Here is a 25,594-nt window from a genome sequence, read left to right as displayed (position 1 = left end):
GTGGATGGCGGATGCGCCGGGGTGAAAATTGTGGGATGGCGGTGAAGGGATGTCCGCGCATGATGACGGGACAGTCTGATAGGTCGACCGTCACCGCCAGCATGGTAAGTGGCGCAATATATGGGGGGAATCAGGCGGTTTGGGATTCCACCAGCTGATCCTCGCTGCGTTCCTCCCGTACAGAGGGAATCAGCCCTTTTATCATCATGGTAATCGTCCGCTCGAGAAGCGGTGATTCAATAGAAACCGCGCCGCACAACACCTGGAATTCCAGATTCAGAATAGTGCCATGAACAATCTGGGCGGCGGCTGAGGGGTCTGCCACTTGCAGTAATTCAAAAAATTCCACGATCATTCTTTCTGTGGACTGGTTGGCCATGCGGACGGCGCGGGTCAGCTGGTCGTTGCGCAATGCTTCATTTTTGAAGGCCAGTTCCACTACCCGGTGATCGCGGCTTGTTGCCTGGGCACGAATATGTGAGAGCACAAAACGCGTCAGCTGCTGGATCAGCTGGCGGCGTCCGGCGGGCGAGGCAAGCTGCTCCGGCGTCAGCTGTCGTGCGGCGGCGAAACTTTCCTCCTGGAGGCCCCGGGTCTGATCAATATTCTGTTCCACAAAAAAAGTGAAGGCATCGCTGATCAGATCGTTTAAATCCTTGAAATAGTAAGTGGTCGCAGCGAGAGGGACGGCTGCTTCCTTGGCAACCGCACGATGGCGGATGCCACGGATTCCTTCTTTCACGATAAGGCGCAGAGTGGCCTCAAGAATGGCTTTGCGGCGCTGACGGCTGTCGGTGCGCTGGGCTTTGCGCCCTTGATAGACCAGTTCAGACTTTCCATTGTCCAACGTCATGGCGAGGTTAATTCCTTTACGGCAGTGAGCGGAGTGCTATCGGCAATCAGGTAAAACGGGATCCGGATAAAAATAGCGTGGTAAAAAAAATTGGGGCGATATTGCCTGTACACAGTATTCCGCTCTCAGAATGTTCGGGTCTTATCGTTGTGCAATGAGTCTAACGAATGTTGCCGACGCATTACCATGAATAGATTCGACCGGTGAGCCATTCTGGAACGGCCGCGCTATTTTAGCGATGTGCCGTACAGTGACTAGCAAGGAATTCTGGTTTGTGAGGTAAATCCCATTACATTTCATTACAGCCGGAAATTTACTGAAGAATGCTTCGAAAATTCCGTAATTGGTTGGGCCCGGCGGAAAAATTGGTTTGGATTGACGGGGATAATTGGTCATGAAAATACCGGCGCTTTGGCCGGCATTTTATGGGGGCAGCGGGACACTCAACGCAACGATGTCAGCTGATACCCTTCTCTTAAGGGGGGCGTCAGAAATTTCTAAGCGTGGGACGGTCGAGTTACTGTATTTTACCGGTGGTCCTCACCCGCTTGCTGCCGGTCACTACGCTGGCCTGAGCCTTGCGGCGCTTCTCTGCACTCGCGTCGATAGCGTTCTTGGCGGCAATCAACAGTCCCGCTACCAGAAATGCGCCCGGGGGTAATACCGCGACCAGAAAGCCCGAATAATCCTGCCCGAGTACCGGCAGTGTCCAGTTTGCCGCCATGGGGCCGAGCAGTAAGTCCATGTCGCTGAAGAGGGTGCCGCGGCCGATGATTTCCCGCGCTGCGCCAATCACAATCAGTACTGCGCTGAATCCTGCGCCCATCATCAGGCCGTCCAATAACGAGGGCAGCACGGGATTTTTACTGGCGAACGCATCGGCTCGGCCCAGAATCGCACAGTTGGTCACGATCAGCGGAATAAAAATGCCCAGCACCAGGTAAAGTTCGTAGGTAAAGGCCTTCATCAGCAGTTCGGCACAGGTTACGAAGGTGGCGATGATCATCACCGAGGCGGGGAGGCGCACGGTTTCCGGCATCTGATGCCTGACCAGGGAGACTGCCAGGTTGGAGCAGGCCAGTACCGCAGTGGTGGCGAGGCCGAGACCGATGGCATTGACCACGGAGCCGGTCACTGCCAGCAGCGGACACAGGCCGAGAAGCTGGACCAGCGCGGGGTTGTTCTTCCACAGGCCATTGTGGGTAATTTCGCGGTAGCTCGGGGTGGCCATCAGTTGTTCTCCCCCTGGTCCTGCTGTGGCTGTTCAACCGGCGGTGGTTCTACTTCTACGGCGCGTTTGGACACCGGCGCGCTGAAGATCGCGTTCTGATGCTCGGCGACAAAGTCGAGAACGGTACGTACCTGCTTGACAACCGCCCGCGGGGTGATGGTGGCGCCAGTGAACTGGTCGAAGGCGCCGCCGTCCTTCTGTACCTTCCACATGTCCCGACCCGGATTGTCCAGAGACTTGCCGTTGAACGACAACACCCAGTCACTTTTCTTTACTTCCACCTTGTCCCCAAGGCCGGGCGTCTCGGCGTGGTTGGTGATTCGCACGCCGGCGATCGAGCCATCGCGATTGACCCCCACCAGCATCTGGATCGGCCCGGAGTAACCGTCCGGTGCCACGGTGGGAACAATCACCGCGTCGATGGCGCCATCGCTCTGCCGAGCCAGATTGATATCGCCGCCCTGTTTCAGTCCGAGCATCGCCCAGTACTGCTTGGGGATGGGGTAGGTGTCCACCAGCAGGTCGTTGCTGTGACGGTCAATGGGGAGGATCTCCAGCAAGGCTCTCGCGGATGCCTCGCGAATGGCCCGCTCAATGGGCTCTTTGGTGGTGATCTGGGTGACCGCGAGGGTGCCGGCTGTCACTAGTGCGAACAACGCCAGTACCGTCGCATTCATACCGATGGAGCGCGTCAGCATTACTGTTCCTCCAGGTCGGTTGCCTTGCGTGCGGCCTTGTGACCGTAGGTGCGTGGCAGGGTGTAGTTGTCGATAAACGGCGCGGCAAAGTTCATCAGCAGCACTGCGAAGGCTACAGCATCCGGGTAGGCGCCCCAGGCGCGGATCACGAACACCAGCAGGCCGACGCCGGTCCCAAAAATGAAGCGCCCCTTATTGCTGGTACAGCCGCTCACCGGATCGGTCACGATAAAGAACGCGCCGAGCATGGTGGCGCCGGAGAACAGGTGCAGCAGAGGTGAGCCCTCACTCAGGGAGCTGCCGCCATCGTAAAAGGCCAGGGACAGCACTGCGAGCGTTGCGAGCATGGCCACTGGCGCGTGCCATGTGATCAGGCGGCGGAACAGCAGGAATACTCCACCCAGCAGGAAGCCCACATTGGCCATCTCCCAGCCGAGTCCCGCGAGGGTACCGTGATTGAACACCGGTTCCATCTCGTACAGTTGGGTGAGGATGGTGGACTTGTTGTGGCGCACGATTTCCAGTGGCGTGGCACGGGTAAAGCCGTCCACATTCATGTTGCCAAAGATCAGTGCGAAGGTTTCATCCAATCCCGGCGCGCCCTGGATCAGCTCCGCCGGCCCGGCCCAGCGGGTCATCTCCACCGGAAAGCTGATCAACAGCACCACGTAGCCCACCATGGCGGGGTTGAATGGGTTATAACCCATACCTCCGTAGAGCTGCTTGGCGAGCACAATGGCGCTGGCACTGCCGATGACCGGAATCCACCAGGGACAGTAGGGGGGCAGGGCGATGCCCAGCAGCAGGGCCGTGACCAGTGCGCTGTAGTCTTTCAGATAAAAGCCTGCGGGCCGGCTGCGCAGCTTCATCACCGCCGCTTCACAGGCCAGGGCGGTGGCCGTACACAAGGCAATGTTGAACAAAACCCCGGGGCCAAAGTAGATCACCAGCGCCAGCACGCCGGGGATAGTGGCCGCAGCCACCTGCAGCATCACCATGGACGTGCTTTGACCTGAATGGGCGTGGGGAGATGTGATTCGCATCAGGGACATGGTATTTCTCTGTTTTCCCTTGCTTCAGTCCTGCTCGCCGGCCTGACGTTGTTTGTCCGCCAGTTTTTCCTGCAGCTTGGCAAGTGCGCTCTCAAACGCGGCGGTGTTGGGATCGTCTTCACTGCGGGCCTTTGTCAGCCGCGCGCTGGCTTTTTCCACCCGCGACTTCAGTGCTTCGATTTCCGCGGTAAGCTTCTGCTCCGGGCTCATGCTGGCTCGTGCGGCGGCCGCGGCCCTGGCCTTCTCGATGGCAGCGCTCGCAGCGGATGATGAAGCACCGGCCACGGCGAGTTTGTCTCCGGTAATTGAGGGTTCCGGCGCGTGTTTCGCGGCGGGTTCCCGGTTACTGACCTCAAGGGGGTGCGCCGCAACCTGCTTCTCGGCTTCCGCGAGCTTGTCGCGGGCTTCTTTCAACTTCAGTTCAGCGGTTTTCAGCTGGGCTTCCAGCTGCGGGCGCTGTGTGTCATCGGCGTCCGCCAGCTTCTGCTGCATCCGCTCGACCCGGTGCTCGGCACTGGTGAGCGTGCGCTGGGCGCGGGCCAGCACCTGTTCCGGCGCGGCCTGTTTGGCTTTTACCCGGGCGAGCGCCGCGGCCACCACATCGGCCTCCTGCCTGGCGGCTTGGGCTTCCTGGCTGTCGGCATTCTGTTCGCGCAGTTTGCGCGCTTCCTCGGCCGCCTTCTTGCGCTCGAGACGCTTGGCCTCCTTTTCCTGCTCCGCCCTTTCCATACGCAGCTTGCGGTACTCGAAACGCTCGCGGGCGCGATCGGCCTTTTCCTTTTCCGCGCGCGCCTCGCGGATGTCACCCTTGGCGGCGCGATAGTATTGCACCAGTGGAATGCTCGACGGGCAGACATAGGAACAGGCGCCGCACTCGATGCAGTCAAACAGGTTGTAGGCCTGCAACTTGTCGCGGTCTTCCGCGCGCGCATACCAGTACAGTTGCTGCGGCAACAGGCTCGCCGGGCAGACCTCGGCGCAGAGACCGCAGCGGATACAGGCCTGAGCCGGCGGTGGCGGCGGCAGCTCCTTGTTGGTGGGGGCGAGGATACAGTTGGTGGTTTTCACCACCGGCGCGGTTTCGTCTGCGATGGTGTATCCCATCATTGGTCCGCCGATCACAATGCGCTGCAGCTTTTTACGGTCTAGGCCATGGCATTCAAGGATATGGCGAATGGGGGTACCGAGCGGCACCTCGATATTCCGCTGATGACTGAGGGACTCACCCACCACCGTGGTTACCCGACTGATCAGCGGCTCGCCAAACCGGACAGCGCGGTAGACGGCACGTGCCGTACCCACGTTCTGGCACACGATACCTACATGTGCCGGCAGCCCCTCGTTTGGCACCTCGCGCCCGGTGAGAATCTGGATCAGCTGCTTTTCACCGCCAGAAGGGTACTTGGTGGGGAAGACCACTACATGGAAGCGGGTGCCCTCCGCGGCCTGCTTCATCGCGGCGATGGCTTCCGGTTTGTTGTCTTCGATGCCGATCAGCACCCGCTCCGGCTGGTCCAGCAGGTGAGCAAGGATCTCCACTCCACCGATGATCTCTTCCGCGCGCTCGCGCATCAGCATATCGTCAGCGGTGATGTAGGGCTCACACTCGGTGCCATTGATGATCAGGGTGTCGATTTCCGCGCTGCCGCGGGGGGTCAGCTTCACCGCTGTAGGAAAGCCCGCGCCCCCCATGCCCGCAATGCCGCAGTCGCGGATTCTTTCCAGCAGCTCATCGTGATCGCACCCGGCGTAGTTTTCCAGCGGAGTGAGCGCACACCATTCATCGCGACCGTCGGTGCGGATCTGGATACAGTCCGTTTCCATACCTGAGGGGTGTGGTACCGCCATGGGCTCGATGGCCACCACTTTGCCAGATGAAGGGGCGTGTACCGGGCAGCTCACCGGGCCATCCGCCTCGGCGATTTTCTGGCCTTTCAATACCTGGTCGCCAAGCTTCACCAGCGGTATGGCGGTGGCGCCGATGTGCTGGTTGAGTGGCACAATCAAATCGGCCGCCAGCGGAATACTGCCGATGGGTTCACCGGTAGACTGGTGCTTGTTCTCCGGTGGATGGATGCCGCCGTGGAAATCGTTGATCTTTAACTCGCGGGACAGGTCGCGGGCTTTTTCGCTGGCAATCAGGTGTGCCTCGCGGGCCGCGCGGCGCTCGCTAGCGCTCATTCTTTCTTCGGTGTGGCTCATGCGGCACTCCGGTCATCGGTGTGCAGTTCAGGTCTGTCACTGGCGATCAATTGGATGCCGTCTTTGGGTTTGCTCGGGTGCCAGCGTTGCAGCGTGACTTCCAATGGCACCATATCGATACAGTCCACCGGGCAGGGTTCCACGCACAGGTCGCAACCGGTGCACTCATCCACGATCACCGTATGCATCTGCTTGGCGGCTCCGACAATGGCATCCACCGGGCAGGCCTGGATGCACTTGGTGCAGCCGATGCACTCCGCTTCGCGGATAAACGCTACCTTTTTGACGTCTTCCACACCGTGCTCGGCATCCAGCGGGACCGCTTCCACATCCAGCAGGTTCGCCAGTTCGTTGATGGTGGCCTGGCCGCCGGGAGGGCACTTGTTGATGGCCTCACCATTGGCGATAGCCTCAGCGTAGGGGCGGCAACCCGGGTGGCCGCACTGGCCGCACTGGGTCTGCGGCAGCAGGGCGTCGATCTGGTCGACGATGGGATCGCCTTCCACCTTGAAGCGCACCGCGGCAAAGCCCAGCAGGGCACCGAATATCAGGGCCATACCGCCGAGAATCAGCAGTGGCGTGGAAACATCCGACAACCAGTCCATCGTCGCCCCCCTTACACCAATCCGCTGAAGCCCATAAACGCCAGGGACATCAGCCCCGCCGTCATCATCCCGATGGCCGCGCCCTTGAAGGGCTTGGGTACATCCGCCACCGCCAGACGCTCGCGCATCGCGGAGAACAGGATCAGTACCAGTGAAAAGCCCACCGCAGCGCCGAAGCCGTACAGGGTGGACTGCACAAAATTGTTCGCCTTCATGGTGTTCTGCAGCGCCACACCCAGAACCGCGCAGTTGGTGGTGATAAGAGGAAGGAAGACCCCCAGCACCCGGTACAGCAGCGGACTGGTCTTTTCTATGAACATGCGTGCGAACTGCACCACCACCGCGATCACCAGAATGAAGGAAATAGTGCGCAGATACTCCATCCCGAAGGGTTCGAGCAGGTAGGTATTCACCAGGTAGGAGCAGATCGCCGCCAGAGTCAGTACAAACGTGGTGGCCCCCGCCATGCCGATGGCCGTCTCCAGCTTGTTGGAGACCCCCATAAACGGGCACAGGCCGAGGAACTGCACCAGCACATAGTTGTTCACCAGAATGGTGGAGAGCAGGATGACGGTAAATTCGGTCATAGGCGTTCCGTTCGGGCCATCGCACTGACCCCGGGTACTGGATTGACGCAGGTCAAAAATTGGGCGCCGGTCAATGCAAGACTAGCAAGCCGCCAGGCAAGGGCACTTGCGGACTACTGGCGACAGGCGACGCATTGCTTGAAATTCGGGGCGGTATTATGGGGGAGCGCCGGAGGGGCATCAACAATGACTGGCCCGGAGCCGCCTCTGTGGTGCAGGCTCCGGGTGGCGTGACTGATATATGGGGCCCGCTCAACGACCGGGTGCTGCGTAGCGGTGTTTGTCGTACTCGAGAATGGTGATGCCGTCCTTGTCCACATCCGCTGGCCACTTTAAGGGGGCACACTCGGGGCTGACACTGAGATTCGGGCAGGTTTTACGGATTTCCGCGAGCTCGGCTTCCAGCTGGGGAGAGGGGGTAAGCTGGATGCTGCGGATAATGTTGTCGATCAGGTTCTGCATGGGTTTTGGATCGATTTTCTGGTCTTTTTCTTCTTGAGAGCCAGCACAGGCTTGGCGGTATGAAAAGTGAATATGGATCAGCTTGTCATGGGATACAGGGAAAAACACTTTGCGGTAGCGCGCCCCGGAAGTGACTGTCTCCCGAACGTCAAATTGCACTGCAGGTACCGGCAGTATTCGAATTGGTTTCCAGTCGATGGGGGATTGGTAATACGGAGTGCTTTGGGCTTCGTCGTGAAGCTCGTGCCCCCAAACCGCTGAAAGGTAGCCCAAGACCCCGTTTTCAAAACCATTGGGGTGCAAAAAATTGAGTTTGCTATTCGGCTTGGCCAGATTCAGGCCTTCGATGTGAAAATTCACCTGCCCCATGAATCCACTGAACCAGGGGCCGTAAAAAGCCCATTTCCGATTGCCGATGGGTGCGTGCTCCCAACTTTGGCTGGGCATTGAATTAGTACTGTGAGCATGTCCGATAAGTGCTTCCACGTCCTTGACGATTCTCAGCTCTTCGGCACTTTCATTTCGCATGGGTTGGTGTTTGGGGAGATCTATCCCAAGTAGCCCTTGCGGTAGACGAATGACGACGGGTCGCGCGTTTCCAATCGCTGGGCCACGGGGGACACAAGTGCCTTCAAATTCTCTTAATTTGAGAGAAGAATTTTTAATAAGGTCGAGCATCAGAATTTACTTTTCAATCTGTCATGGTATTTAGGTAGCCATGCCCTGATCATGGCATTACCCATTTCTCCTATACCAATTGCAGTGGCCGCTGCCGCACCAAGTGCGGTAAGAAATGCGGCCGCGGAAGCCGGGGCGCTGACCGAAAGTCCGGCGGTTGCGGCCAGAGTCCCCATAAACGCCCCAGCACCCTGCAGACTTCTAGCATGCTCAAGGACGTCTGCAGATGCCTTGGAAAGACTGTAATTTTTCTTTTCGTAGCGCAGGCGGTTAAGAATAACTTCCAGCTGATCCCGGTTGCCAACATAATTCAGAATATCAGTACTGCTGAATTTTCGGTCGAAATTCAGGCCTGCCGCCTGTGCTGCTTTATAGGCAATATTAGGTGATGTGGTAGGGTTGACCAGAAACACATAGTGCTGCTTTAGCAGAATATTCTGGTCGGCAAGGATTTTCATGGCCTGGGTTAATACTGCGGAGCCGCCGAACTCAGAAATCCAGCGTACTCCCTTGATTTCACGTGCGTCATACATGGTTTTCGCGAGCAGGATTGAAGATTCATGAATTTTCTGATTTTCCAACGGCCGAATAGCATCCCTGTAGTTGCGAAGGCTGCCGAGTGTCCGTTTGCTTGGCGTGTAATGCAAGTCGAAGCCTTCGCTGTCAATAGTCACCCCGCCTCCGGACAATGAAGAGGAAGATATTCTGTTGGCGGATGTGCCAGCTGCAGTACCTGGATCTTCATGATTGCTATCACAAACGGAAATGACCCGATGCTTATCGGGTTCAATCTTGCCGCTCTTCCTTAGCTTAGCCAGCCATTCGCCCGCCACTTTTTTTGCACTATAAAGGCCGGGCTTTAGCTCTCTATCAATCAACTCCCCATAATTCAGATCCGCCTCAAAAAACAGAATCCGGAACCCATCTCTCTCCAGTTTCTCTACTGTCACCTTGCAACCCGGCAGGATCATTACAAACTCTTCTGTACCACCTTTGTTCATGGCGCTGGGTTTGATAAAGATATTGTTCTGGTGCAGGCGGCCTGAAGCCAGCTGATTGATTGCGTTGACGGTGATCTGGGCCCAGTGGTTGCCGCGGCGGGCAAGTTTGACCAGTTCGTGGTAGATGGGCTCTGCCTGGGGAGTGACTGTGACGGGTTTGCCGGAGTGATTGCCGGCGATACGCAGTTCGCGCTTAATGGGAGTGTTGGAAAACATCCGCTGTTTCCTTTTGATCAAGTGCTGGAACAATGCTCGTTGAAATCCGATTTCGAGCCTGTGCCGGAGTCTATCGAATCGAGTCTGCTGTATCTACTGATTACGTCCTGTTTTGGTGGGTAAATCTGCTTGGAGAAAAAAATTAAATTGGTACGATAGGCCCAAATTATTGGCCTTCAGGAAATGCATTCGAATGTCTTGTGGAAATCTCAAAATTGTTCTGGATAATTTGGCCGGGCCAGAAATCGCGGCTTTTTTACAGGCCCATATCGACGATATGCGCGCGACCTCGCCTCCTGAAAGCAAACACGCGCTGGACCTGGACGGACTGCGCCATCCGGAGATTACCTTCTGGTCAGTGTATTGTGACGGTGCTCTGGTCGGCTGCGGGGCACTGAAAGAACTCTCGGCAGTCCACGCTGAGATAAAATCCATGCGCACCGGCGCGGATGCGCGGGGCAGGGGTGTTGGCAGTGCTATGTTGCAGCATCTCATTGAAGAGGCGAAAAGGCGAGGATATACACGTCTGAGTCTCGAAACCGGTTCGATGGCATTCTTCAGGCAAGCGCATCGTCTGTACCAGCGCTTTGGCTTCGAGCCCTGTTCTCCGTTCGCCAACTACAAAGAAGACCCGAACAGCCTGTTTTTAACGCTCGCCCTTTAACTGCCCGATTCCGCCCCAAAACTAAGGTGGATCTCACGGGAAACATCAGGAGTCGTTTCAATGTCTGACAACAACTACACGCCCCCAAAGGTCTGGAAGTGGGATGCGGAAAGCGGCGGCCAGTTCGCCAATATCAACCGTCCCATCGCTGGTCCCACCCATGACAAAGAGCTGCCCGTGGGCAAACACCCCATGCAGCTCTACTCACTGGCCACACCCAATGGCGTGAAAGCCACCATCATGCTGGAAGAATTGCTGGAACTGGGGCACGAAGGCGCTGAGTACGACGCTCACCTGATCCGCATCATGGAAGGCGACCAGTTCAGCAGCGGCTTCGTCGACATCAACCCCAACTCCAAAATCCCCGCTCTGGTGGACCACAGTACCACCCCGCCAATCCGTGTATTCGAATCCGGTTCCATCCTCCTGTATCTGGCGGAAAAATTCGGCGCCTTCCTCCCGCACACCCCGGAACAGCGCACCGAAACCCTCAACTGGCTTTTCTGGCAAATGGGTGCCGCGCCATTCCTTGGCGGCGGTTTTGGCCACTTCTACGCCTACGCACCGGAAAAATACGAATACCCGATCAACCGCTACACCATGGAAGTCAAACGCCAGTTCGACGTCCTCGACCGCCAGCTCGCGCAGCATCAATTTGTGGCGGGAAAGGAGTACACCATCGCCGACATGGCCATTTGGCCCTGGTATGGCGCGGTGGCGAAAAACCAGGCGTACGAGGCGGCAGAATTCCTTGAAGCGCATACCTACAGAAATGTCATTCGCTGGGTAGACGAGATTGCGGCGAGGCCTGCGGTACAGCGTGGAAAAATGGTGAACCGGACCTGGGGGGAGCCTGCTGAGCAATTGCACGAGCGGCATGACGCAAGTGACTTCGAATTGCGCACGCAAGACAAGATTGGTGAATCAGAAGGTAATTAAGAATTTTACTCTGTAAAGCGCAGGACGGGCTCAGGGCCGGACATTTCAAAACTGTCGGAAACAGGGGCCGAAGGCGCCGCGATGGCGCGGCCGGGCCCGCTTGCGGGTATTCACAGCGGCTTTGAAATGTCCGGCCCAGTGACCGGCCGCTGCCAAAGTATCTTACGAAGTTATCGGAGCCTTAGAGAAGCGATAGAGTAGCAGCCAACGTCTCCCCAATCCCCGCACTCAATTTCAGATCTATCAAATCATCCGCCCGCGTCTTGCCAAAATTCAACGCCGCGATCGGCTTGCCCCACTCCTTCGCATAACGACAAAACCGGAACCCCGAATACACCATCAACGAAGAACCCACCACCAGCAGCCCATCACTCGCCCGCAGCGCATCCATCGCCAACTGCACCCGCTCCTTCGGCACATTGTCCCCAAAAAACACCACATCCGGCTTGAGGATGCCCGAGCAATCCGGACAATCCGCCACCCGGAAGCTGCTGAAATCCACCTCCAGATCCGCATCCCCATCCGGCGCCGTCTCCGCCGTGTAGTGGCGGAAATCCGGATTCAGGTCGTAACTGCGATCGTGCACCACCTGCCGCATCGCCCGGTAATCGCAGGCCATACATCGGATCTCATCCGCGCGCCCGTGCAGATCGATCACCCTCGCACTGCCCGCACGCTGATGCAGCCGATCCACATTCTGTGTAATCAACAACTGGATATGCCCGCGGCGCTCCAGCTCTGCCAAATGAAAATGCGCCGGGTTCGGCGCCGAATTGCGGATTACCGGCCAGCCGATCAACGCGCGCCCCCAGTAGCGCTGGCGGGTCGCCGAGCTCGCCATAAAGTCGCGATGATCCACCGGCGGCTTGCGCTTCCACTGACCGTTGCGGTCGCGGTAATCGGGAATGCCGGAATCCGTGCTCACACCGGCTCCGGTCAGCACCGTAAGCCGCGGATAACGGCGAATGAAGTCTGCCAGTTGCTGTGCAGCCAGATCCGTGGATAACCCGGTATCGGCAACCGCGTTTTCATTGGGTGAGGGAGAGGAGGAAAGCGTGCTCAGACTCATGGTTCGGGCCGATTCGGAAAGGTTTCGGGACCGGTATTGTAGCGAGTCTGGCAGCGGGAGGTTGCGCCAGTATGACACCGTGTGACGCCGGCGGCACAGCGGCCGCCAGCGTCAGGGCAATTTCAATGGTTCAGTAGGATTTGTAGGGCAGGAATTTGCCGGACATCACCATATTCACGCGGTCGCCCTTGGGATCCTCTTCGCGCTGGATATCCATGGAGAAATCGATGGCGCTCATAATGCCATCGCCGAACTCCTCGTGAATCAGCTCCTTGATAGTGGTGCCGTACACGCTCACCAGTTCGTACAGGCGGTAGATCAGCGGGTCCGTGGGCACCGCAGTGGGCAGCGAGCCTTTGTAGGGTACGATCTGCAGCCAGGCGATGGCCTCGTCATTCAGGTCAAACAGTTCGCCGACAATTTCGGCCTGTTGTTTGTTGAAGGTCATCTGCCCCAGGCAGGCGGCGGTGGTCCACTCCTTCGACAGGCCGATGGCATCGGCCACCTGGGACCATTTCAGGTCCTTCTGGACCTTGGCGGCGAGGATCATTTCGGTAACTTGCTGGCGATTGCTGATCATGGCATTTCTCCTTGAGTGACGGTTTTTAATTTCAGATCGCGCTGGAAATCAGGCTCAACAGATAAACGATAACGAGCAGTAGAACGCCACTCACCGACTGCCAGAAACGCACCGGGTAACGCTCCATCAAAGGCGGACGGGTGGCGGTCCGGTATTCGGGATTCGGGTGGCGCAGTTCGTACACAAATTCCGACAGCGCCTCGTGGCGGCGCAGCGGGTTCGGTTGCAGTGCTCTTTTAAGGGTGGCGTCGATCCATGCGGGAATCGCGCGGGACTCGCTCAGCACACTGCGGTAGCGCAGCTTGTGCTGCGCGGCCACGGTATGGCAGCGGGCCACCTGGGTGCCGTAGGGGAATTCCCCCGAGAGCAGGTGATAGGTGAGCACCGCGAGGGAAAACAGGTCCGAACGCGGCGTGCCCCCGTCGCCGAGAAAATATTCCGGCGCGCTGTAGAGTGCCGTGCCGAGAATCAGCTGGCCATTTTCTTCCGCGGCCTCCGCGATACCGGCGACGCGCGCGGAACCGAGATCAATCAGAGTGACGGTGCCGGCGCAGCTGATCATTATATTTTCCGGGCGCAGATCCTGGTGCAGGATTTCCGCCCGGTGCAGCGCCTGCAGGCCCCGCGCGATCTGCTCGACGATACCGCGCACGGCTTCGAGGCCGGGATCCGGGTTGTCCGTCATCCACTGCTGCAGTGTCTGCCCCTCCACCACCTCCATCGCGGTGTAGAGAAAATTCCGCGGACGGTGGGTGGTCGCCGCGCGCACCACATGAGCGCTGTTCACACGCCGGGCCACCCACTCTTCCCTCAGTAAGCGCTCGAGATAAGCCGGGTTGTCGGAGAGATCGATGGAGGGCGTTTTCAGAATTACCCGGCGGCCGCTGGAGCGGTCGGTGGCAAGATATACATGGCTGCGGCTGCTTGCGTGAATTTCGCGCTCGATGACGTAACCGTCGAATTCATCGCCGCTGTTCAGCAACGGTGGCAGCGGCAGGGTGCCAGCCTGCTCTACAAGCTCGGGCTTTGCCTCTGGCACACGGTTGACCCTCACCAGTTGCACCGTGAGATTGTCGTTACTGCCATTGGCGAGCGCTGCGGCCACCAGGTTTTTTGCGGCTTTGTCGAGGCAGTCTTTCTGCTGCTCGATATGTTCGATCAGTGTCTGCTGCGAGAGGGATTCGTGCACACCGTCGGTGCTGAGAATAAACAGGTCACCGGATTCCAGCGTTTCGCGACGGTAGTCGATCTCCAGCTGGGGTTTCACACCGAGCGCTCGGCTCAGATAGCTGTTCTGCTCGCCCAGCCACACGCGATGATCGTGGGTGAGTTGTTCCAGGCTGCCATGGCGCAGCCGGTAAATCCGCGAATCGCCGAGGTGAAACAGATGCGCCTCGTTGCCATGCAGAATGACGGCGCTGAAGGTGCAGACGTAACCCTTGTCTTTGTCATAGCGGTAGGGACTCTGTCGGGTCTGGCCGTAGAGCCAGGCGTTGGTGGCTTTCAGTACCTGCTCCGCGGCGCTCTGCACACTCCAGCCATCGGAGGTACAGTAGTAGTCGTCGATAAAGCTTTTTACCGCGGTTTCACTGGCCGCGGCGCTCACCGGACTCGAGCTGATACCGTCGGCAATGGCAAAGGTCGCGCCTTTCAGACCGAGCTGCGGCTCCGCCGGCAGGCGTGCCCCGCAGCTGTCCTGGTTTTCCGCTTTGAGGCCGGCGCTGCTGTGCTGGCCAATGTCCAGTGTCAGTGTGCTGTTCATGGATAAAATCAGCCCCGCGGTTGCGGGGCTTTGTGAGGTTATCAGGCCAGTGCTTGTTTGCCTGTGCTGCCGCTCGCTGCGGTCAGTTGGCGTTTCGGCGCGGTTTTGTAGTGGGTGCTGTAGAGGGTGAGACCGGTGAAGGCGAGGCCGCCCACCAGGTTGCCCAGTGCGGTGGGGATTTCATTCCAGATCAGGTAATCCATCACCGAGAAGTCGCCGCCCATCATGATCGCGAAGGGGAACAGAAACATGTTCACCACGGAGTGCTCGAAGGCCATAAAGAAGAACAGCATGATCGGCATCCACATCGCCAGTACCTTGCCGCTCACATGGGTGGAGATCATCGCACCCACCACGCCCATGGACACCATCCAGTTACACAGCATGCCGCGCAGGAAAATGGTGAACCAGCCGGCGGCACCATACTCCGCGTAACCGAGGGTGCGTGCTTCCCCCACGGATGCGAGTTTTTCGCCCACGGCACCGGCTTCGGTGTTGAAGCCCATGGTGAAGACGAACGCCATCATGGTCGCTACCGTCAGTGCGCCGGCAAAGTTGCCCACAAACACCAGCCCCCAGTTGCGCAACACGCCCTGTACGGTAACCCCAGGGCGCTTGTCCAGCAGTGCCAGCGGTGTGAGCACAAACACGCCGGTCAATAGATCGAACCCCATCAGGTAAAGCATGCAGAAACCCACCGGGAAAAGAATCGAACCGATCAGGTGCGAGCCCGTGGCCACGGCAACTGTCACGGCAAATACTGCCGCGAGCGCGAGGATCGCACCGGCCATATAGGCGCGCACCAGCGTGTCGCGGGTGGACATGTAGATTTTGGATTCTCCCGCATCGACCATTTTGGTCACGAATTCGGTTGGGATGAGATAAGCCATAGTGATCACCTGTCGTGTGTTCGAGGATCGGCATTCCCGCTGTGCTGGATCGCCCCTCGACGTTCTGCTGTGATCGAGGGGAAAATCCGGGGCACAAAAAAAGCGCCCACACAAACCGGTTGCTGCCGGAAAGTGATGGACGCCTTTATCCAGAGTATTCGAATTGTCGTGGGCGCAGTGCCCGGTAAGACCCGCACCGATACTGGTGGCTGGTGCGCGGTATCCTTACCCCGATAACAAAAGCAATCTCGGTGCCAACTTTTACACCGCGACCCATTTTGCCTTTGTGGAACGGTTCATCCATGCGCGACATCTGGGTGGTGCATGGTTTTATCTCTCACGCTTTGGTGAGGTTCGCCTCAATCTGGTGCGCTCCGCAGGGTGTGCCCACAGTTGGTGCGGCTGAACTTGTTTACGGAGTATCCCGGGTGGAATATTTATTGCTGGAGTTGTGTATCCCAGTCATTTGCGGAAATGCAGCCATGTCCAATCCTTTACCCCAACACAGCGACGATGCGGAAAAATTCCTGCTGGCCGCCAAGCGCGCGGAAATCCGGGCGCTGGAGCGGCTGGTGGGCAGTTGTGAACTGGTGACTACGGTATCTGATCTGGTACACCAGCTGCAGCGGGAACGGGGTATCAGCAATATCTACCTTGTCTCCACCGGCCTCCGCTTTGCTCCACAACGACTGGCGCAGATCCGGGCCTGTGTAGAAAGCGAGAATCTGTTCCGGAAGCTGCTGCGCAATCGCTACCTGCAGACCGGTCGCGGGGATAACCCGAGGGATATGCGGCTGCTGAACAGTATTGCCTATTCTCTGCACGGGCTGGATGAGCTGATCAACCTGCGCCGCCACATTGATACGTTTGAGGTGAGCGCACTTGAATCCACCGATGCATTCTGCCGATTGATTGCCGGCCTGTTGTCCGTGGTATTCGAGGCCGCGGATGTGGCGGACGACCCGGAGGTGACGCGTCTGCTCGTCGCCATGTTCAATCTCATGCAGGCCAAGGAATTTTCCGGACAGGAGCGCGCCTGGGGCGCGATCGGTTTTGCCGGCACAAGCTTTGACGAAAAGCTGCACGGGCGCTTGGCGCAATTGCAGGATTGTCAGCGCAGCAGTCTGGAGCTGTTTGCGCAGTTTGCCGGAGAGAGGGAACAGGCACATTGGCGTTCAATTGAAGGCAGTCAGCAATCCTGTGATCTTCAGCGCCTGCGTCTGGTCATCGCCGGATTGAAAGACGGCGAACCGATTGCCGCGGAAATCAGCGAGGTATGGTATGAACTGGCCACTGCACGCATCGATGCCATGCATTGCCTTGAGGACGAAATGGCAGCGCGCCTACTGAGTGTCATCCGCAGACGGGTGGCGGAATCCCAGGCGGAACTGGGGCACCACTATGCGCAGCTGCAGCAGATGAAGTCCTCGGAGTGGGCGCAGCGACCTGCACTCACGGTACTGTTTGATCCTGAATTGCCCGGGTTGTATGGACGCCCATCGAGTGCGGTGGTGCCGTCGTTGCCGGGGCAGAACCTGACGCATTCCCTATATGAACTGATCCGTGCTCAGGTGGCGCACATTCACCGGGTGAGCGAGGAGCTGGAGCAGACCCGCCGTGCGCTTAGCGAGCGAAAACTGGTGGAACGGGCCAAGGGCCTGCTGATGCGCAGCCTGAAATTGAGCGAAGAAGACGCCTATCGGACCATGCAGGTCCGCGCGATGGAAATGAATCTGAAACTTGCCGAGGTTGCGGAAAAAATCCTGCAGATTGGTGGGCGAACGCCGGAAGTCTCCGGTGATGACTCCGATCAGATGCGGCCCACTCCGGAAGCACGGTTAGCGACGGTGTAAACGATTATCTCGTCCCACTGATGAATGCCTGGTAGGTGAGATACCAGTTCAGCAGTGTTCTCGGGGCCGGTGTCGCAAAAAAGTTCTGTAGTAGGAAGCCGCCGACAAAGGCAACACCCAGAGCCAGGGGCAGAGGGATTTTGCGCGCCTGTGCGATACCTTGAACTTTTTGCTGGTGCATAAGGGCCACGGCGCAGCGGCGCTGCCTCGCCATTTCATTTCCGCGATTTTCAATCTGTCGACTTAAAGAGCGCAGTGACATCGTCGATCGCCTCTCTCGCCTGTTTACGACTTTCTTCAAAGCCCAGCAGCCGGCGCAGCCGGTGCGCGGACAACAGCATGCCGCCGATGATCAGCAGCTGTGCCAGCAGAAAAATGCCAAAGGCAATATACACGGAGTGAAAAACGTAATACCCCAGCACTCCCAGCCCGGCACAGAGGCTGATAATCAGGGCGATGGCGAGAAAGAAGACCAGTAGCAGTAAGGCTGCGATGCGCTTGCCGGCGGCTAGGGTACGCTGGAACTCCAGCTGCACCAGGCGGGTCAGATTTTCCGTCCACGCGGTGGCCAGCGTCATGGTCGCTTCCGCGCGATCCACCAATGCTGCCATCTCCTCGTGCAGCGAATGCGCTCCGGGAGAGGGAGGGACGGTGTAGTCCGGTGCGGCGTCTTCGGAATGCTGTTTCCCTGATTCGTCTGCTGCGGCCATCAATCGAACTCCACCATTACACCATTGTCCCTAAGTCCAGGTTGCTCACGGAAATTGTGCATGAGACTGAATCGCGAGAATCTAAGAGTCTACTTGAGGATTTTCGCAATCAGCCATCCGGCCGCGAAGGCGCAGCCAACACTGACCAGGGGATGGGCCTTGATGGAATTCTCCGCGCGCTCGGCTACGTCGTGTGCCCGTTGCCGCCCCTTCTCCACGGAATCCCGCGTGCGGGCCTTCATGTGATCCGCAGTTTCGCGGGCGCGGGTTTTCATGTGCTCAGCGGTATCGTGGGCCGCTTCACCGGCCAGGTTATAGGCCTGGCGGAGCTTTTCCCGGCCGGAATGGAGACCGGAACCGCTGTTGGGAGACTTTGCGCTTGCCATAACGATATCCTCGGAGAGACTCAAGGTGAACTTGAATGCTAGGCTCGCTTTTGAGGAATCAGAGCGATTTAGAGGCGTTGGGTCTAATCGGTATCAGCGCGCTCGTGACTAGATGTTCCTGGAATTTGTATTCAGCCAGTCCTGAATATTGCGGACCACGCCGTCAAGTAAGCGCTGACGGCTCTCCCGGCTGATCCACGCATTGTGGGGGGTAATGATCAGGTTGGGAATGTCCGTTGCGAGCAGGGGGTGATCCGCGGGCGGTGGTTCGGTGCTCAATACATCCAGCGCCGCACCGGCAATGACACCGCGCCGCAATGCTTCCGCCAGTGCCTTCTCATCGACCAGACCGCCGCGGGCGGTATTGATCAGAAACGCGGAGTCCTTCATGGCCGCGAGAAACTCGCGGTTCACCATTTTGCTGTTCTGCTCGGTGAGCGGGCAGTGCAGGCTGATGACATCGGATTCAGCAAGCATTGTTTCCAGTGACACGCGGCCGGACTTTTCTTCACTGGTGGCGGATTGCGCGATCAGGAGGTTCATCCCCAGCGCTTGCCCGAGCGCCGCGACTTTTTTGCCGAGATCCCCGCAGCCGATAATACCGAGATTTTTTCCCGCGAGCTCCATCACCGGGTAATCCAGCCGGCAGAAAATCGGCGACTGGCTCCAGCGCCCGTTCTTCACATCTTCGTTGTATGTGTACCAGCGGGTGGCCAGCGCCAGCAGCAGTGCGATGGTGTGTTGCGCCAGGGACGTGCCGGTGTAGCCGGTGACATTTTTGACCGGGATGTTTTTTTCAGCGGCGGCCGCGAGGTCGATGTTGTTGGTGCCGGTGGCGCAAACGCAGATGAGTTTGAGGTTGGGGGCGTTGTCGATCAGGGGGCGATCGAGGACGACTTTATTGGTGATGACCACATCGGCTTTGGCAATGCGCGCAGCGGTTTGGTCTGGCGATGTCGTTTCGAAAAAATCCCAGTGATCGAGCAGATGTTCCAACGCGGAAATATCCAGCTCTTCCGGCTTCATGGTGAGTGTATCGAGAAAAACACCGCGCATGGATTAATTCCTTTTTCTGCCTTTTCGGGCCACAGAAATCTTCGCTAAGGCCCTCAGGGGCTGTTTTCTGCGGAACGATTGCCGATGAGGTTGTGGAGCAGAAAATTGCCCCCGAGGGCCGCCCGGTCGTAGTTCTGAGCGAGTTCAGTGGCGGTATCGCTACCGGGTAAAAACTTGTGAGACACGAGCTAGGCGCCCCCCCTCAACCCTTCCATGGGAGCTCTGTACCGCCATCCATGGCGGTGCAGGTCTCACAAGGCTGTACCCGGCATCGGCACCTTCGCATCACGTATCGCGAGCTTACATCACCCGCATGCCCGGCTGCGCACCGGCGTGGGGTTCGAGAATCCACAGGTCTTTACCGCCGGGGCCGGCAGCGAGAACCATGCCTTCGCTCATGCCGAAGCGCATTTTGCGCGGCGCCAGGTTGGCCACCATCACCGTGTGCTTGCCGATCAGGTCTTCCGGCTTGTAGGCGCTCTTGATGCCGGAGAATACCTGGCGGGTCTCACCGCCGAGATCCAGGGTCAGCTTCAGCAGCTTGCCGGCACCTTCCACATGCTCCGCGTTCGCGATCAGCGCGATGCGCAGGTCGATCTTGGCGAAGTCGTCGAACTGGATTTCCGCCGCAATCGGATCGTCTGCCAGCGGCCCAGAGGCAGCCGGCGTTGCCTGCGCCTGCAGTTGCGCCAGAGACTCTTTCGCCGCTTCCTGCATCGCGTCCACCTGCGCCTTTTCAATGCGCTGCATCAGTGGCTTGAACTCATTGATAGTGTGGCCGACAAGTGGGGTGGTGGCGGTGTTCCAGTCCAGTTGTACCGCGAGGAATTCCTCAGCTTTCTTCGCGGTTTCCGGCAGCACCGGCGCCAGCCAGGTAATCAGCGCGCGGAACATGTTCACGCCCTGGGAACACACCGCCAGCACTTCTGCTTCCTTGCCTTCCTGTTTCGCCAGCGACCAAGGTGCCTTGTCGGCGATCCAGGCGTTGGCGGCGTCGGCCAGCGCCATGATCTCGCGCACCGCGCGGCTGTATTCGCGGGCCTCGAAAAATTCGGTAATGCGCGGAGCCGCTTCCACAAACTGGTTCCACAGCGCTTCGTCGGCAATGGTCTCTGCCAGTGCGCCGCCGGACTTGCTGACAAATTTGGCGGTGCGCGACGCGATGTTTACCACCTTACCCACAAGATCCGAGTTCACCTTGGCAATGAAATCTTCGAGGTTGAGATCGAGGTCGTCGACACCGGCGGTGAGCTTGGCGGCGAAGTAGTAGCGCAGGTATTCCGGGTTCAGGTGATCGAGATAGTTGCGCGCATTGATGAAGGTGCCGCGGGACTTGGACATCTTCTTGCCGTTCACGGTGAGGAAACCGTGCACGCACACCCTGGTGGGGGTGCGGAACTGCGCGGAGTGCAACATGGCCGGCCAGAACAGGGCGTGGAAGTTGACGATGTCCTTGCCGATAAAGTGATACACCTCGGCGCTGCTGTCTTTTTTCCAGAAGTCGAGCCAGTCGAGGCCTTTTGCATCGCAGTAATTCTTCAGGCTGGCCATGTAGCCGATGGGGGCGTCCAGCCACACATAGAAATACTTGCCCGGTGCATCGGGAATCTCGAAGCCGAAGTAGGGGGCATCGCGGGAGATATCCCACTCCTGCAGTCCTTCATCCAGCCACTCCGCCAGCTTGTTGGCCATCTCGCTCTGCAGATGGCCGGCGCGGGTCCACTCTTTCAGGAAGTCGTTGAACGCCGGCAGCGTGAAGAAGAAGTGCTCGGACTCTTTTTCCACCGGGGTGGCGCCGGAGATGGCGGAGACCGGGTTGATCAGCTCGGTGGGACTGTAGGTGGCACCACAGGCTTCGCAGTTGTCGCCGTACTGGTCTTCGGTCTTGCACTTCGGGCAGGTGCCCTTGATGTAGCGGTCCGCCAGGAACAGCTCTTTTTCCGGGTCGTAGGCCTGGGTGATGGTGCGCGAGGCGATGTGGCCGTTCTCTCTGAGGCGCTTGTAGATCATCGCTGACAGTTCGCGGTTCTCTTCCGAGTGGGTGGAGTGGTAGTTGTCCACACTGATCAGGAAGCCGCCGAAGTCGCGCTCGTGTTCCGCCTGCATATTGGCGATGTGCTGCTCGGGCGTCAGACCCAGCTGTTCGGCCTTCAGCATGATGGCGGTGCCGTGGGCGTCGTCGGCACACATGTACAGGCACTGGTTGCCGCGGGCGCGCTGAAAGCGGGCCCAGATGTCGGTCTGGATGTACTCGAGGATATGACCCAGGTGCAGGGAGCCATTGGCATAGGGCAGGGCACTGGTGACGAGGATGTTTCTGGGCTGATGGTCGGTCTGAGACATCTTGGTTTCCAAAGGCTGCGAGACTTGACGGTGGAACGGGTTCGCGCGGCGGCCGGTGCTGCGTGGCGGGTCGCCGAAAAAGAGCGCGGAATATAGCAGAATTGGGGCCTGCAAGGCACCCGCGTCACGGCGGACTACCCTTGTAGGGGTTGTGTACCGGTGTTCCGTGCATTGACCTTGTATTCGCACTGGGGCGTCTCCAAAATGCCCGTCCGAACAAGAGTGCCAATGAGGAAAACAGCGTGACCGATCACCATCACCATTGCGACGGCCATCACCACGATTGCGGGCATGCGCACGATCATGACCACGAGGATCTCCCTGTGGCGGTGCAGGAGCAGCTCGAGCAGGTGGCGGAAGTCATCGGTGCGCTGGAGGACCCGGCCACGGGACTGCCACTGGATGCGTTGGATGCCGATATCGAGGTGGGCTATGAGGATGGCACGGTCTATACCGCGGTGACCCTCGGCTACCCCTGTGCCAGCGAGCAGTCCGCCTGGGCCAAGCGGGTGCGGGCCGCCTGTGAGCCGCTGCTGGAGGGCGGTCCTCTCGCGGGAACCGGGCTGCAGTTTGATCTGTTTTTTGAGGTACAGAGCGCGGATTCCGGGGCGCAGCCGGAATCGCTCCAGTCGGTGAAAAACATCATCGCCGTGGCGTCTGGCAAGGGCGGTGTGGGCAAGTCCACCACCGCGGTAAACCTGGCACTGGCGCTGGCTGCGGAGGGCGCTTCCGTGGGGCTGCTGGATGCGGATATCTACGGTCCCAGCCTGCCGACTATGCTGGGTACTGAAGGTGTGCGCCCGGAAGTGAGAGATGGCAAATTCTTTGTGCCGGTGGAGGCCAAGGGGCTCAAGACCATGTCTCTCGGCTATCTGCTGACGGAAGACACCCCGGCCGTGTGGCGCGGGCCCATGGCGAGTGGTGCGCTGAGCCAGATGTTGACCCAGACCGTCTGGGCCGGGACAGACGAGGATGCGTTGGATTACCTGGTGGTGGACATGCCCCCGGGTACCGGCGATATTCAGTTGACTCTTTCCCAGAAAGTGGCGCTGGCGGGGGCTGTGATTGTCACCACGCCACAGGATCTGGCACTGGTGGATGCGATCAAAGGTGTGGAGATGTTCCGCAAGGTGTCGGTGCCGGTACTGGGTATTGTGGAGAATATGGCACTGCACACCTGCTCCAATTGCGGCCATCAGGAGCCGGTGTTCGGCGCGGGCGGCGGCGAAAAAATGGCGGCGGACTACAATACCCGTCTGCTGGGCCAGTTGCCTCTGGCCATGTCTATCCGCCAGCAGACCGACGGTGGCGAGCCCACGGTGGCAGCGGAACCGGATGGTGCGGTTGCATCACTGTATCGGGAGATTGCCCGTAAGGCGGCGGCACAGGTGTGGTTGGCGGTTGGCGAAGACACACTGCCGGAAATTGAAGTGGAGTAATACGGTCCCGCACAAGGAGGCGGAAGGTTGAGTTTTCATATTCGTTTCAACACCGAATTACGCATCGTTCACGCCGTTTTTTTTGATCGTGTCGATTTCGCAGAAAAGCTGGCGTCCGCCCGCCAGATTGCGGAAAAGTTTGGCCACCTGCACCCACTGAGGGTGCTGGTGGACGTGCGCCGGGCGGATATCGTGCTGTCCGTTAAAGAACGCCAGAAATTTGGCAAGTTTGTTGCCCGCCAGACGGGCACCAGTCACAGCCGCGTAGCGGTGCTGCATGCACCGGACTTCAACGCCAATATCATTATCAATAGTGCCGCTCAGTCCGAGGGCATGCAGGTGCGGGAGTTTGTTACCGAACAGGCGGCGCAGGGGTGGCTGATGATGGAAGCCGAAGGCGCTGGCCGCGAACCCGCCTGATCCCGAACGTCACCAGGTGCTGTGCGGGTGAGTACACGCACATTCCCCGCCAGAACTTTCTCTCAACATCATCTACACCATCGCCGTAGTGAGCGAACAGCGATCGTTTTCTTTGGGGTAAAGATGAGAACAATATTCCACATTTAAACTTGTTTTTGGTCTTTTGTAACGCTGGCAGGACCGATACGTCTAAACTGGAACGATTGTCGCTTGTTTACTTCGGGGCGTCACAGGAGATCCCGGGGTGCGACAAAGTTTCAGTATTAGCGCGGATTGGAGTATTTAGCAGTAATGAGTTTTCAGATCCGGTACGACAGCCAGCAGCGGATAGTGAAGATACATTTGTACGGTGAGGCCACCTACGAAAACCGAATCGACGCGCTGCGGCAGCTGGTGGCGAAATACGGTCATCAGAAACCCCTGCGGGTACTGGCGGATGTACGCGGGGTAACGAAGATGTCGATGAGCCTGGAGGAACAACAGCACTACGGGGTTTATATGGCGCAGTTGCCAGCCATGACAGGAGCACGCATCGCCATACTGAACCGGGCGGAGCTCAACACCACCGCAGTGATGCGTACCAAGGCCAGGGAAAATGGTCTGGAGCTCTTTTCTTTCCTGACGGAAGCGGAAGCCATCAAGTGGCTCACCAGCACCGCCGAGGTACCCTGTTAAATTGGTCTGTGGCGGTACCCTGATCAGGGCACCTCGCTTCCACCCGGTTCGCGGGACGAGAAATCAGGCTCTACCCACCTGCTCGGCCTGTTGCCTGCGCAGTGTCTGCTTGTGCCGGCGGCGGGCTTCCGTAGTGGCTTTGGCATCGTGCCCCAGGTGATCTTCGCCGCGGGCCTTTGCCAGCTGTATCTGCTTTTCCCGCTCGCGAAAGCGCGCCTTGTCGGCGTCGGAAACCGTCTCGAAACAGTGGGGGCAGCTGACCCCTTTCTCAAACTGGGGTGACTGTATTTCCTCATCGGTTACCGGCATGCGGCAGGCGTTGCACTGCTGGTAGCTGCCGCGTTCAAGATCGTGATTTACGGTGACGCGATCATCGAACACAAAGCACTCGCCCTTCCACAGGGTTTCTTCCTTCGGCACTTCTTCCAGATATTTCAATATGCCACCCTGGAGGTGGTAGACCTCGTCAAAGCCCTGCTCTTTCAAATAGGCCGTGGATTTTTCACAGCGGATACCGCCGGTGCAGAACATGGCGACTTTTTTGTGTTTCTGCGGGTCCAGATGGTCTTTTACGTACTGGGGGAATTCGCGGAAGCTGGTGGTGTTCGGGTTGACCGCGTGCTCGAAAGTTCCCACCTGATATTCGTAGTCGTTGCGGGTATCGATCAGCAGCACTTCCGGGTCTGAGATCAACGCGTTCCAGTCCCGGGGCTTGACATAGGTGCCCACGGTGCGACGGGGGTCGATACCCTCCACACCCATGGTGACGATCTCGCGTTTCAGTTTCACCTTGCTGCGTAGGAACGGCATCTCATCGGTAAGCGACTCTTTGTAATCCAGGGTGGCAAGACGAGGGTCGGATTTGAGGTAGGCGAGCAGGGTATCAATGGCCGCGCGGCTGCCGGCTACGGTGCCGTTGATGCCCTCGTGGGCCAGCAGCAGAGTGCCGCGCACTTCGTTGTCGAGCATGACCTTGAGCAGGGGCTCGCGCAGGGATTCGAAATCGTCCAGGCTGACAAATTTGTACAGTGCACAGACCACGGTAGTGGTATCGGTCATGGTGTTGGTCACGAGAGGTTCCTTTTGCAGGCCGGAGCGTAAATCCGGGGCATTGGGGTAAAACATGAGAAAAAATCGCCGCGTATTCTAACAAAACTTCGCCGATGCCGTCGTACACTTTTTCGACAGTGAAAGGCGGGCCTTGACCGGTGATTCATTAGTTG

At 58.5% G+C, this 25,594-nt stretch carries 25 protein-coding genes; 6 read left to right on the top strand and 19 right to left on the bottom strand.

The genetic code is table 11. The features are described from left to right. Window positions 1–130: 130 nt before the first annotated feature. The 9 genes from C3938_RS03525 to C3938_RS03485 form a co-directional block, all read right to left on the bottom strand. Window positions 131–853 (bottom strand): TetR/AcrR family transcriptional regulator, encoded by a 723-nt coding sequence (locus C3938_RS03525; protein ID WP_105101858.1) that lies wholly within the window; start codon window positions 851–853, stop codon window positions 131–133. 517 nt (window positions 854–1,370) lie between these two features. Continuing rightward, on the bottom strand, window positions 1,371–2,084 hold the full coding sequence (locus C3938_RS03520) for an electron transport complex subunit E (RefSeq protein ID WP_105101857.1): 714 nt from the start codon (window positions 2,082–2,084) through the stop codon (window positions 1,371–1,373). Next, the gene (gene rsxG, locus C3938_RS03515; RefSeq protein WP_105101856.1) at window positions 2,084–2,782 is read right to left on the bottom strand and encodes an electron transport complex subunit RsxG; all 699 of its coding nucleotides are present in this window, start codon (window positions 2,780–2,782) and stop codon (window positions 2,084–2,086) included. The genes C3938_RS03520 and rsxG overlap by 1 nt, the downstream gene beginning before the upstream one ends. Further along, window positions 2,782–3,834: an electron transport complex subunit RsxD gene (gene rsxD, locus C3938_RS03510; protein ID WP_105101855.1), complete on the bottom strand. Its 1,053-nt coding sequence runs from the start codon at window positions 3,832–3,834 to the stop codon at window positions 2,782–2,784. Before rsxD ends, rsxG begins: the two co-directional genes overlap by 1 nt. A 24-nt stretch (window positions 3,835–3,858) precedes the next feature. After that, window positions 3,859–6,036: an electron transport complex subunit RsxC gene (rsxC, locus tag C3938_RS03505; RefSeq protein ID WP_105101854.1), complete on the bottom strand. Its 2,178-nt coding sequence runs from the start codon at window positions 6,034–6,036 to the stop codon at window positions 3,859–3,861. Beyond that, on the bottom strand, window positions 6,033–6,641 hold the full coding sequence (gene rsxB, locus C3938_RS03500) for an electron transport complex subunit RsxB (protein WP_105101853.1): 609 nt from the start codon (window positions 6,639–6,641) through the stop codon (window positions 6,033–6,035). Before rsxB ends, rsxC begins: the two co-directional genes overlap by 4 nt. Before the next feature lie 11 nt (window positions 6,642–6,652). Then, a complete protein-coding gene (rsxA, locus tag C3938_RS03495; RefSeq protein WP_105101852.1) occupies window positions 6,653–7,228 on the bottom strand; it encodes an electron transport complex subunit RsxA in 576 nt (191 codons plus the stop codon). 252 nt (window positions 7,229–7,480) lie between these two features. Continuing rightward, window positions 7,481–8,368: a hypothetical protein gene (locus C3938_RS03490; protein WP_158681551.1), complete on the bottom strand. Its 888-nt coding sequence runs from the start codon at window positions 8,366–8,368 to the stop codon at window positions 7,481–7,483. Next, window positions 8,368–9,585, bottom strand: a complete 1,218-nt coding sequence (locus C3938_RS03485) for a hypothetical protein (protein WP_105101850.1) — start codon at window positions 9,583–9,585, stop codon at window positions 8,368–8,370. The genes C3938_RS03490 and C3938_RS03485 overlap by 1 nt, the downstream gene beginning before the upstream one ends. Before the next feature lie 193 nt (window positions 9,586–9,778). Here C3938_RS03485 and C3938_RS03480 point away from each other — a divergent pair, with 193 nt between their 5' ends. Both C3938_RS03480 and yghU read left to right on the top strand, forming a co-directional pair. Further along, on the top strand, window positions 9,779–10,249 hold the full coding sequence (locus C3938_RS03480) for a GNAT family N-acetyltransferase (protein ID WP_105101849.1): 471 nt from the start codon (window positions 9,779–9,781) through the stop codon (window positions 10,247–10,249). A gap of 60 nt (window positions 10,250–10,309) precedes the next feature. Then, window positions 10,310–11,188 (top strand): glutathione-dependent disulfide-bond oxidoreductase, encoded by an 879-nt coding sequence (gene yghU, locus C3938_RS03475; protein WP_105101848.1) that lies wholly within the window; start codon window positions 10,310–10,312, stop codon window positions 11,186–11,188. 181 nt (window positions 11,189–11,369) lie between these two features. Here yghU and C3938_RS03470 read toward each other — a convergent pair whose 3' ends face one another. The 4 genes from C3938_RS03470 to C3938_RS03455 all read right to left on the bottom strand — a co-directional run bounded on the left by C3938_RS03470 (window position 11,370) and on the right by C3938_RS03455 (window position 15,489). Beyond that, window positions 11,370–12,257 (bottom strand): NAD-dependent protein deacetylase, encoded by an 888-nt coding sequence (locus C3938_RS03470; protein ID WP_105101847.1) that lies wholly within the window; start codon window positions 12,255–12,257, stop codon window positions 11,370–11,372. A gap of 130 nt (window positions 12,258–12,387) precedes the next feature. Beyond that, window positions 12,388–12,837 (bottom strand): cyanase, encoded by a 450-nt coding sequence (cynS, locus tag C3938_RS03465; protein WP_105101846.1) that lies wholly within the window; start codon window positions 12,835–12,837, stop codon window positions 12,388–12,390. Between the two features lie 31 nt (window positions 12,838–12,868). Then, window positions 12,869–14,599, bottom strand: a complete 1,731-nt coding sequence (locus C3938_RS03460; RefSeq protein WP_105101845.1) for a bifunctional protein-serine/threonine kinase/phosphatase — start codon at window positions 14,597–14,599, stop codon at window positions 12,869–12,871. 41 nt (window positions 14,600–14,640) lie between these two features. After that, window positions 14,641–15,489: a formate/nitrite transporter family protein gene (locus C3938_RS03455; RefSeq protein WP_105101844.1), complete on the bottom strand. Its 849-nt coding sequence runs from the start codon at window positions 15,487–15,489 to the stop codon at window positions 14,641–14,643. A 482-nt stretch (window positions 15,490–15,971) separates the two neighbouring features. Here C3938_RS03455 and C3938_RS03450 point away from each other — a divergent pair, with 482 nt between their 5' ends. Beyond that, complete coding sequence (locus tag C3938_RS03450; protein ID WP_158681550.1) at window positions 15,972–17,342, top strand: nitrate- and nitrite sensing domain-containing protein; 1,371 nt, start codon at window positions 15,972–15,974, stop codon at window positions 17,340–17,342. 4 nt (window positions 17,343–17,346) lie between these two features. On the opposite strand, the gene C3938_RS03445 is transcribed toward C3938_RS03450, so the two are convergent. The 5 genes from C3938_RS03445 to metG all read right to left on the bottom strand — a co-directional run bounded on the left by C3938_RS03445 (window position 17,347) and on the right by metG (window position 21,837). Continuing rightward, on the bottom strand, window positions 17,347–17,556 hold the full coding sequence (locus C3938_RS03445; protein ID WP_105101842.1) for a hypothetical protein: 210 nt from the start codon (window positions 17,554–17,556) through the stop codon (window positions 17,347–17,349). Between the two features lie 16 nt (window positions 17,557–17,572). Next, on the bottom strand, window positions 17,573–18,052 hold the full coding sequence (locus C3938_RS03440; protein WP_158681549.1) for a hypothetical protein: 480 nt from the start codon (window positions 18,050–18,052) through the stop codon (window positions 17,573–17,575). Between the two features lie 89 nt (window positions 18,053–18,141). Next, a complete protein-coding gene (locus tag C3938_RS03435) occupies window positions 18,142–18,438 on the bottom strand; it encodes a DUF883 family protein (RefSeq protein ID WP_105101840.1) in 297 nt (98 codons plus the stop codon). Between the two features lie 108 nt (window positions 18,439–18,546). Continuing rightward, window positions 18,547–19,494 carry a D-2-hydroxyacid dehydrogenase gene (locus C3938_RS03430; protein WP_105101839.1) on the bottom strand — a complete coding sequence of 316 codons (948 nt, stop codon included), beginning with the start codon at window positions 19,492–19,494 and terminating at the stop codon, window positions 18,547–18,549. Between the two features lie 300 nt (window positions 19,495–19,794). Beyond that, window positions 19,795–21,837: a methionine--tRNA ligase gene (gene metG, locus C3938_RS03425; RefSeq protein WP_105103205.1), complete on the bottom strand. Its 2,043-nt coding sequence runs from the start codon at window positions 21,835–21,837 to the stop codon at window positions 19,795–19,797. A gap of 323 nt (window positions 21,838–22,160) precedes the next feature. Here metG and apbC point away from each other — a divergent pair, with 323 nt between their 5' ends. From apbC to C3938_RS03410, 3 genes are all read left to right on the top strand, one after another. Beyond that, window positions 22,161–23,276, top strand: coding sequence for an iron-sulfur cluster carrier protein ApbC (gene apbC, locus C3938_RS03420; protein WP_105101838.1), 1,116 nt, complete (start codon window positions 22,161–22,163; stop codon window positions 23,274–23,276). A gap of 27 nt (window positions 23,277–23,303) precedes the next feature. Continuing rightward, entirely contained in the window at window positions 23,304–23,696 is a 393-nt protein-coding gene (locus C3938_RS03415) for a hypothetical protein (RefSeq protein WP_105101837.1), read from the top strand. Between the two features lie 291 nt (window positions 23,697–23,987). Further along, on the top strand, window positions 23,988–24,371 hold the full coding sequence (locus tag C3938_RS03410; RefSeq protein ID WP_105101836.1) for a hypothetical protein: 384 nt from the start codon (window positions 23,988–23,990) through the stop codon (window positions 24,369–24,371). A gap of 63 nt (window positions 24,372–24,434) precedes the next feature. Here C3938_RS03410 and C3938_RS03405 read toward each other — a convergent pair whose 3' ends face one another. Beyond that, the gene (locus C3938_RS03405; protein ID WP_105103204.1) at window positions 24,435–25,430 is read right to left on the bottom strand and encodes a rhodanese-related sulfurtransferase; all 996 of its coding nucleotides are present in this window, start codon (window positions 25,428–25,430) and stop codon (window positions 24,435–24,437) included. Between the last annotated feature and the right edge of the window lie 164 nt (window positions 25,431–25,594).

Origin of the sequence: Microbulbifer pacificus, from assembly GCF_002959965.1 — a bacterium.
Classification (GTDB): domain Bacteria; phylum Pseudomonadota; class Gammaproteobacteria; order Pseudomonadales; family Cellvibrionaceae; genus Microbulbifer; species Microbulbifer pacificus_A.
This window is presented reverse-complemented; position numbering and strand designations above follow the sequence as displayed.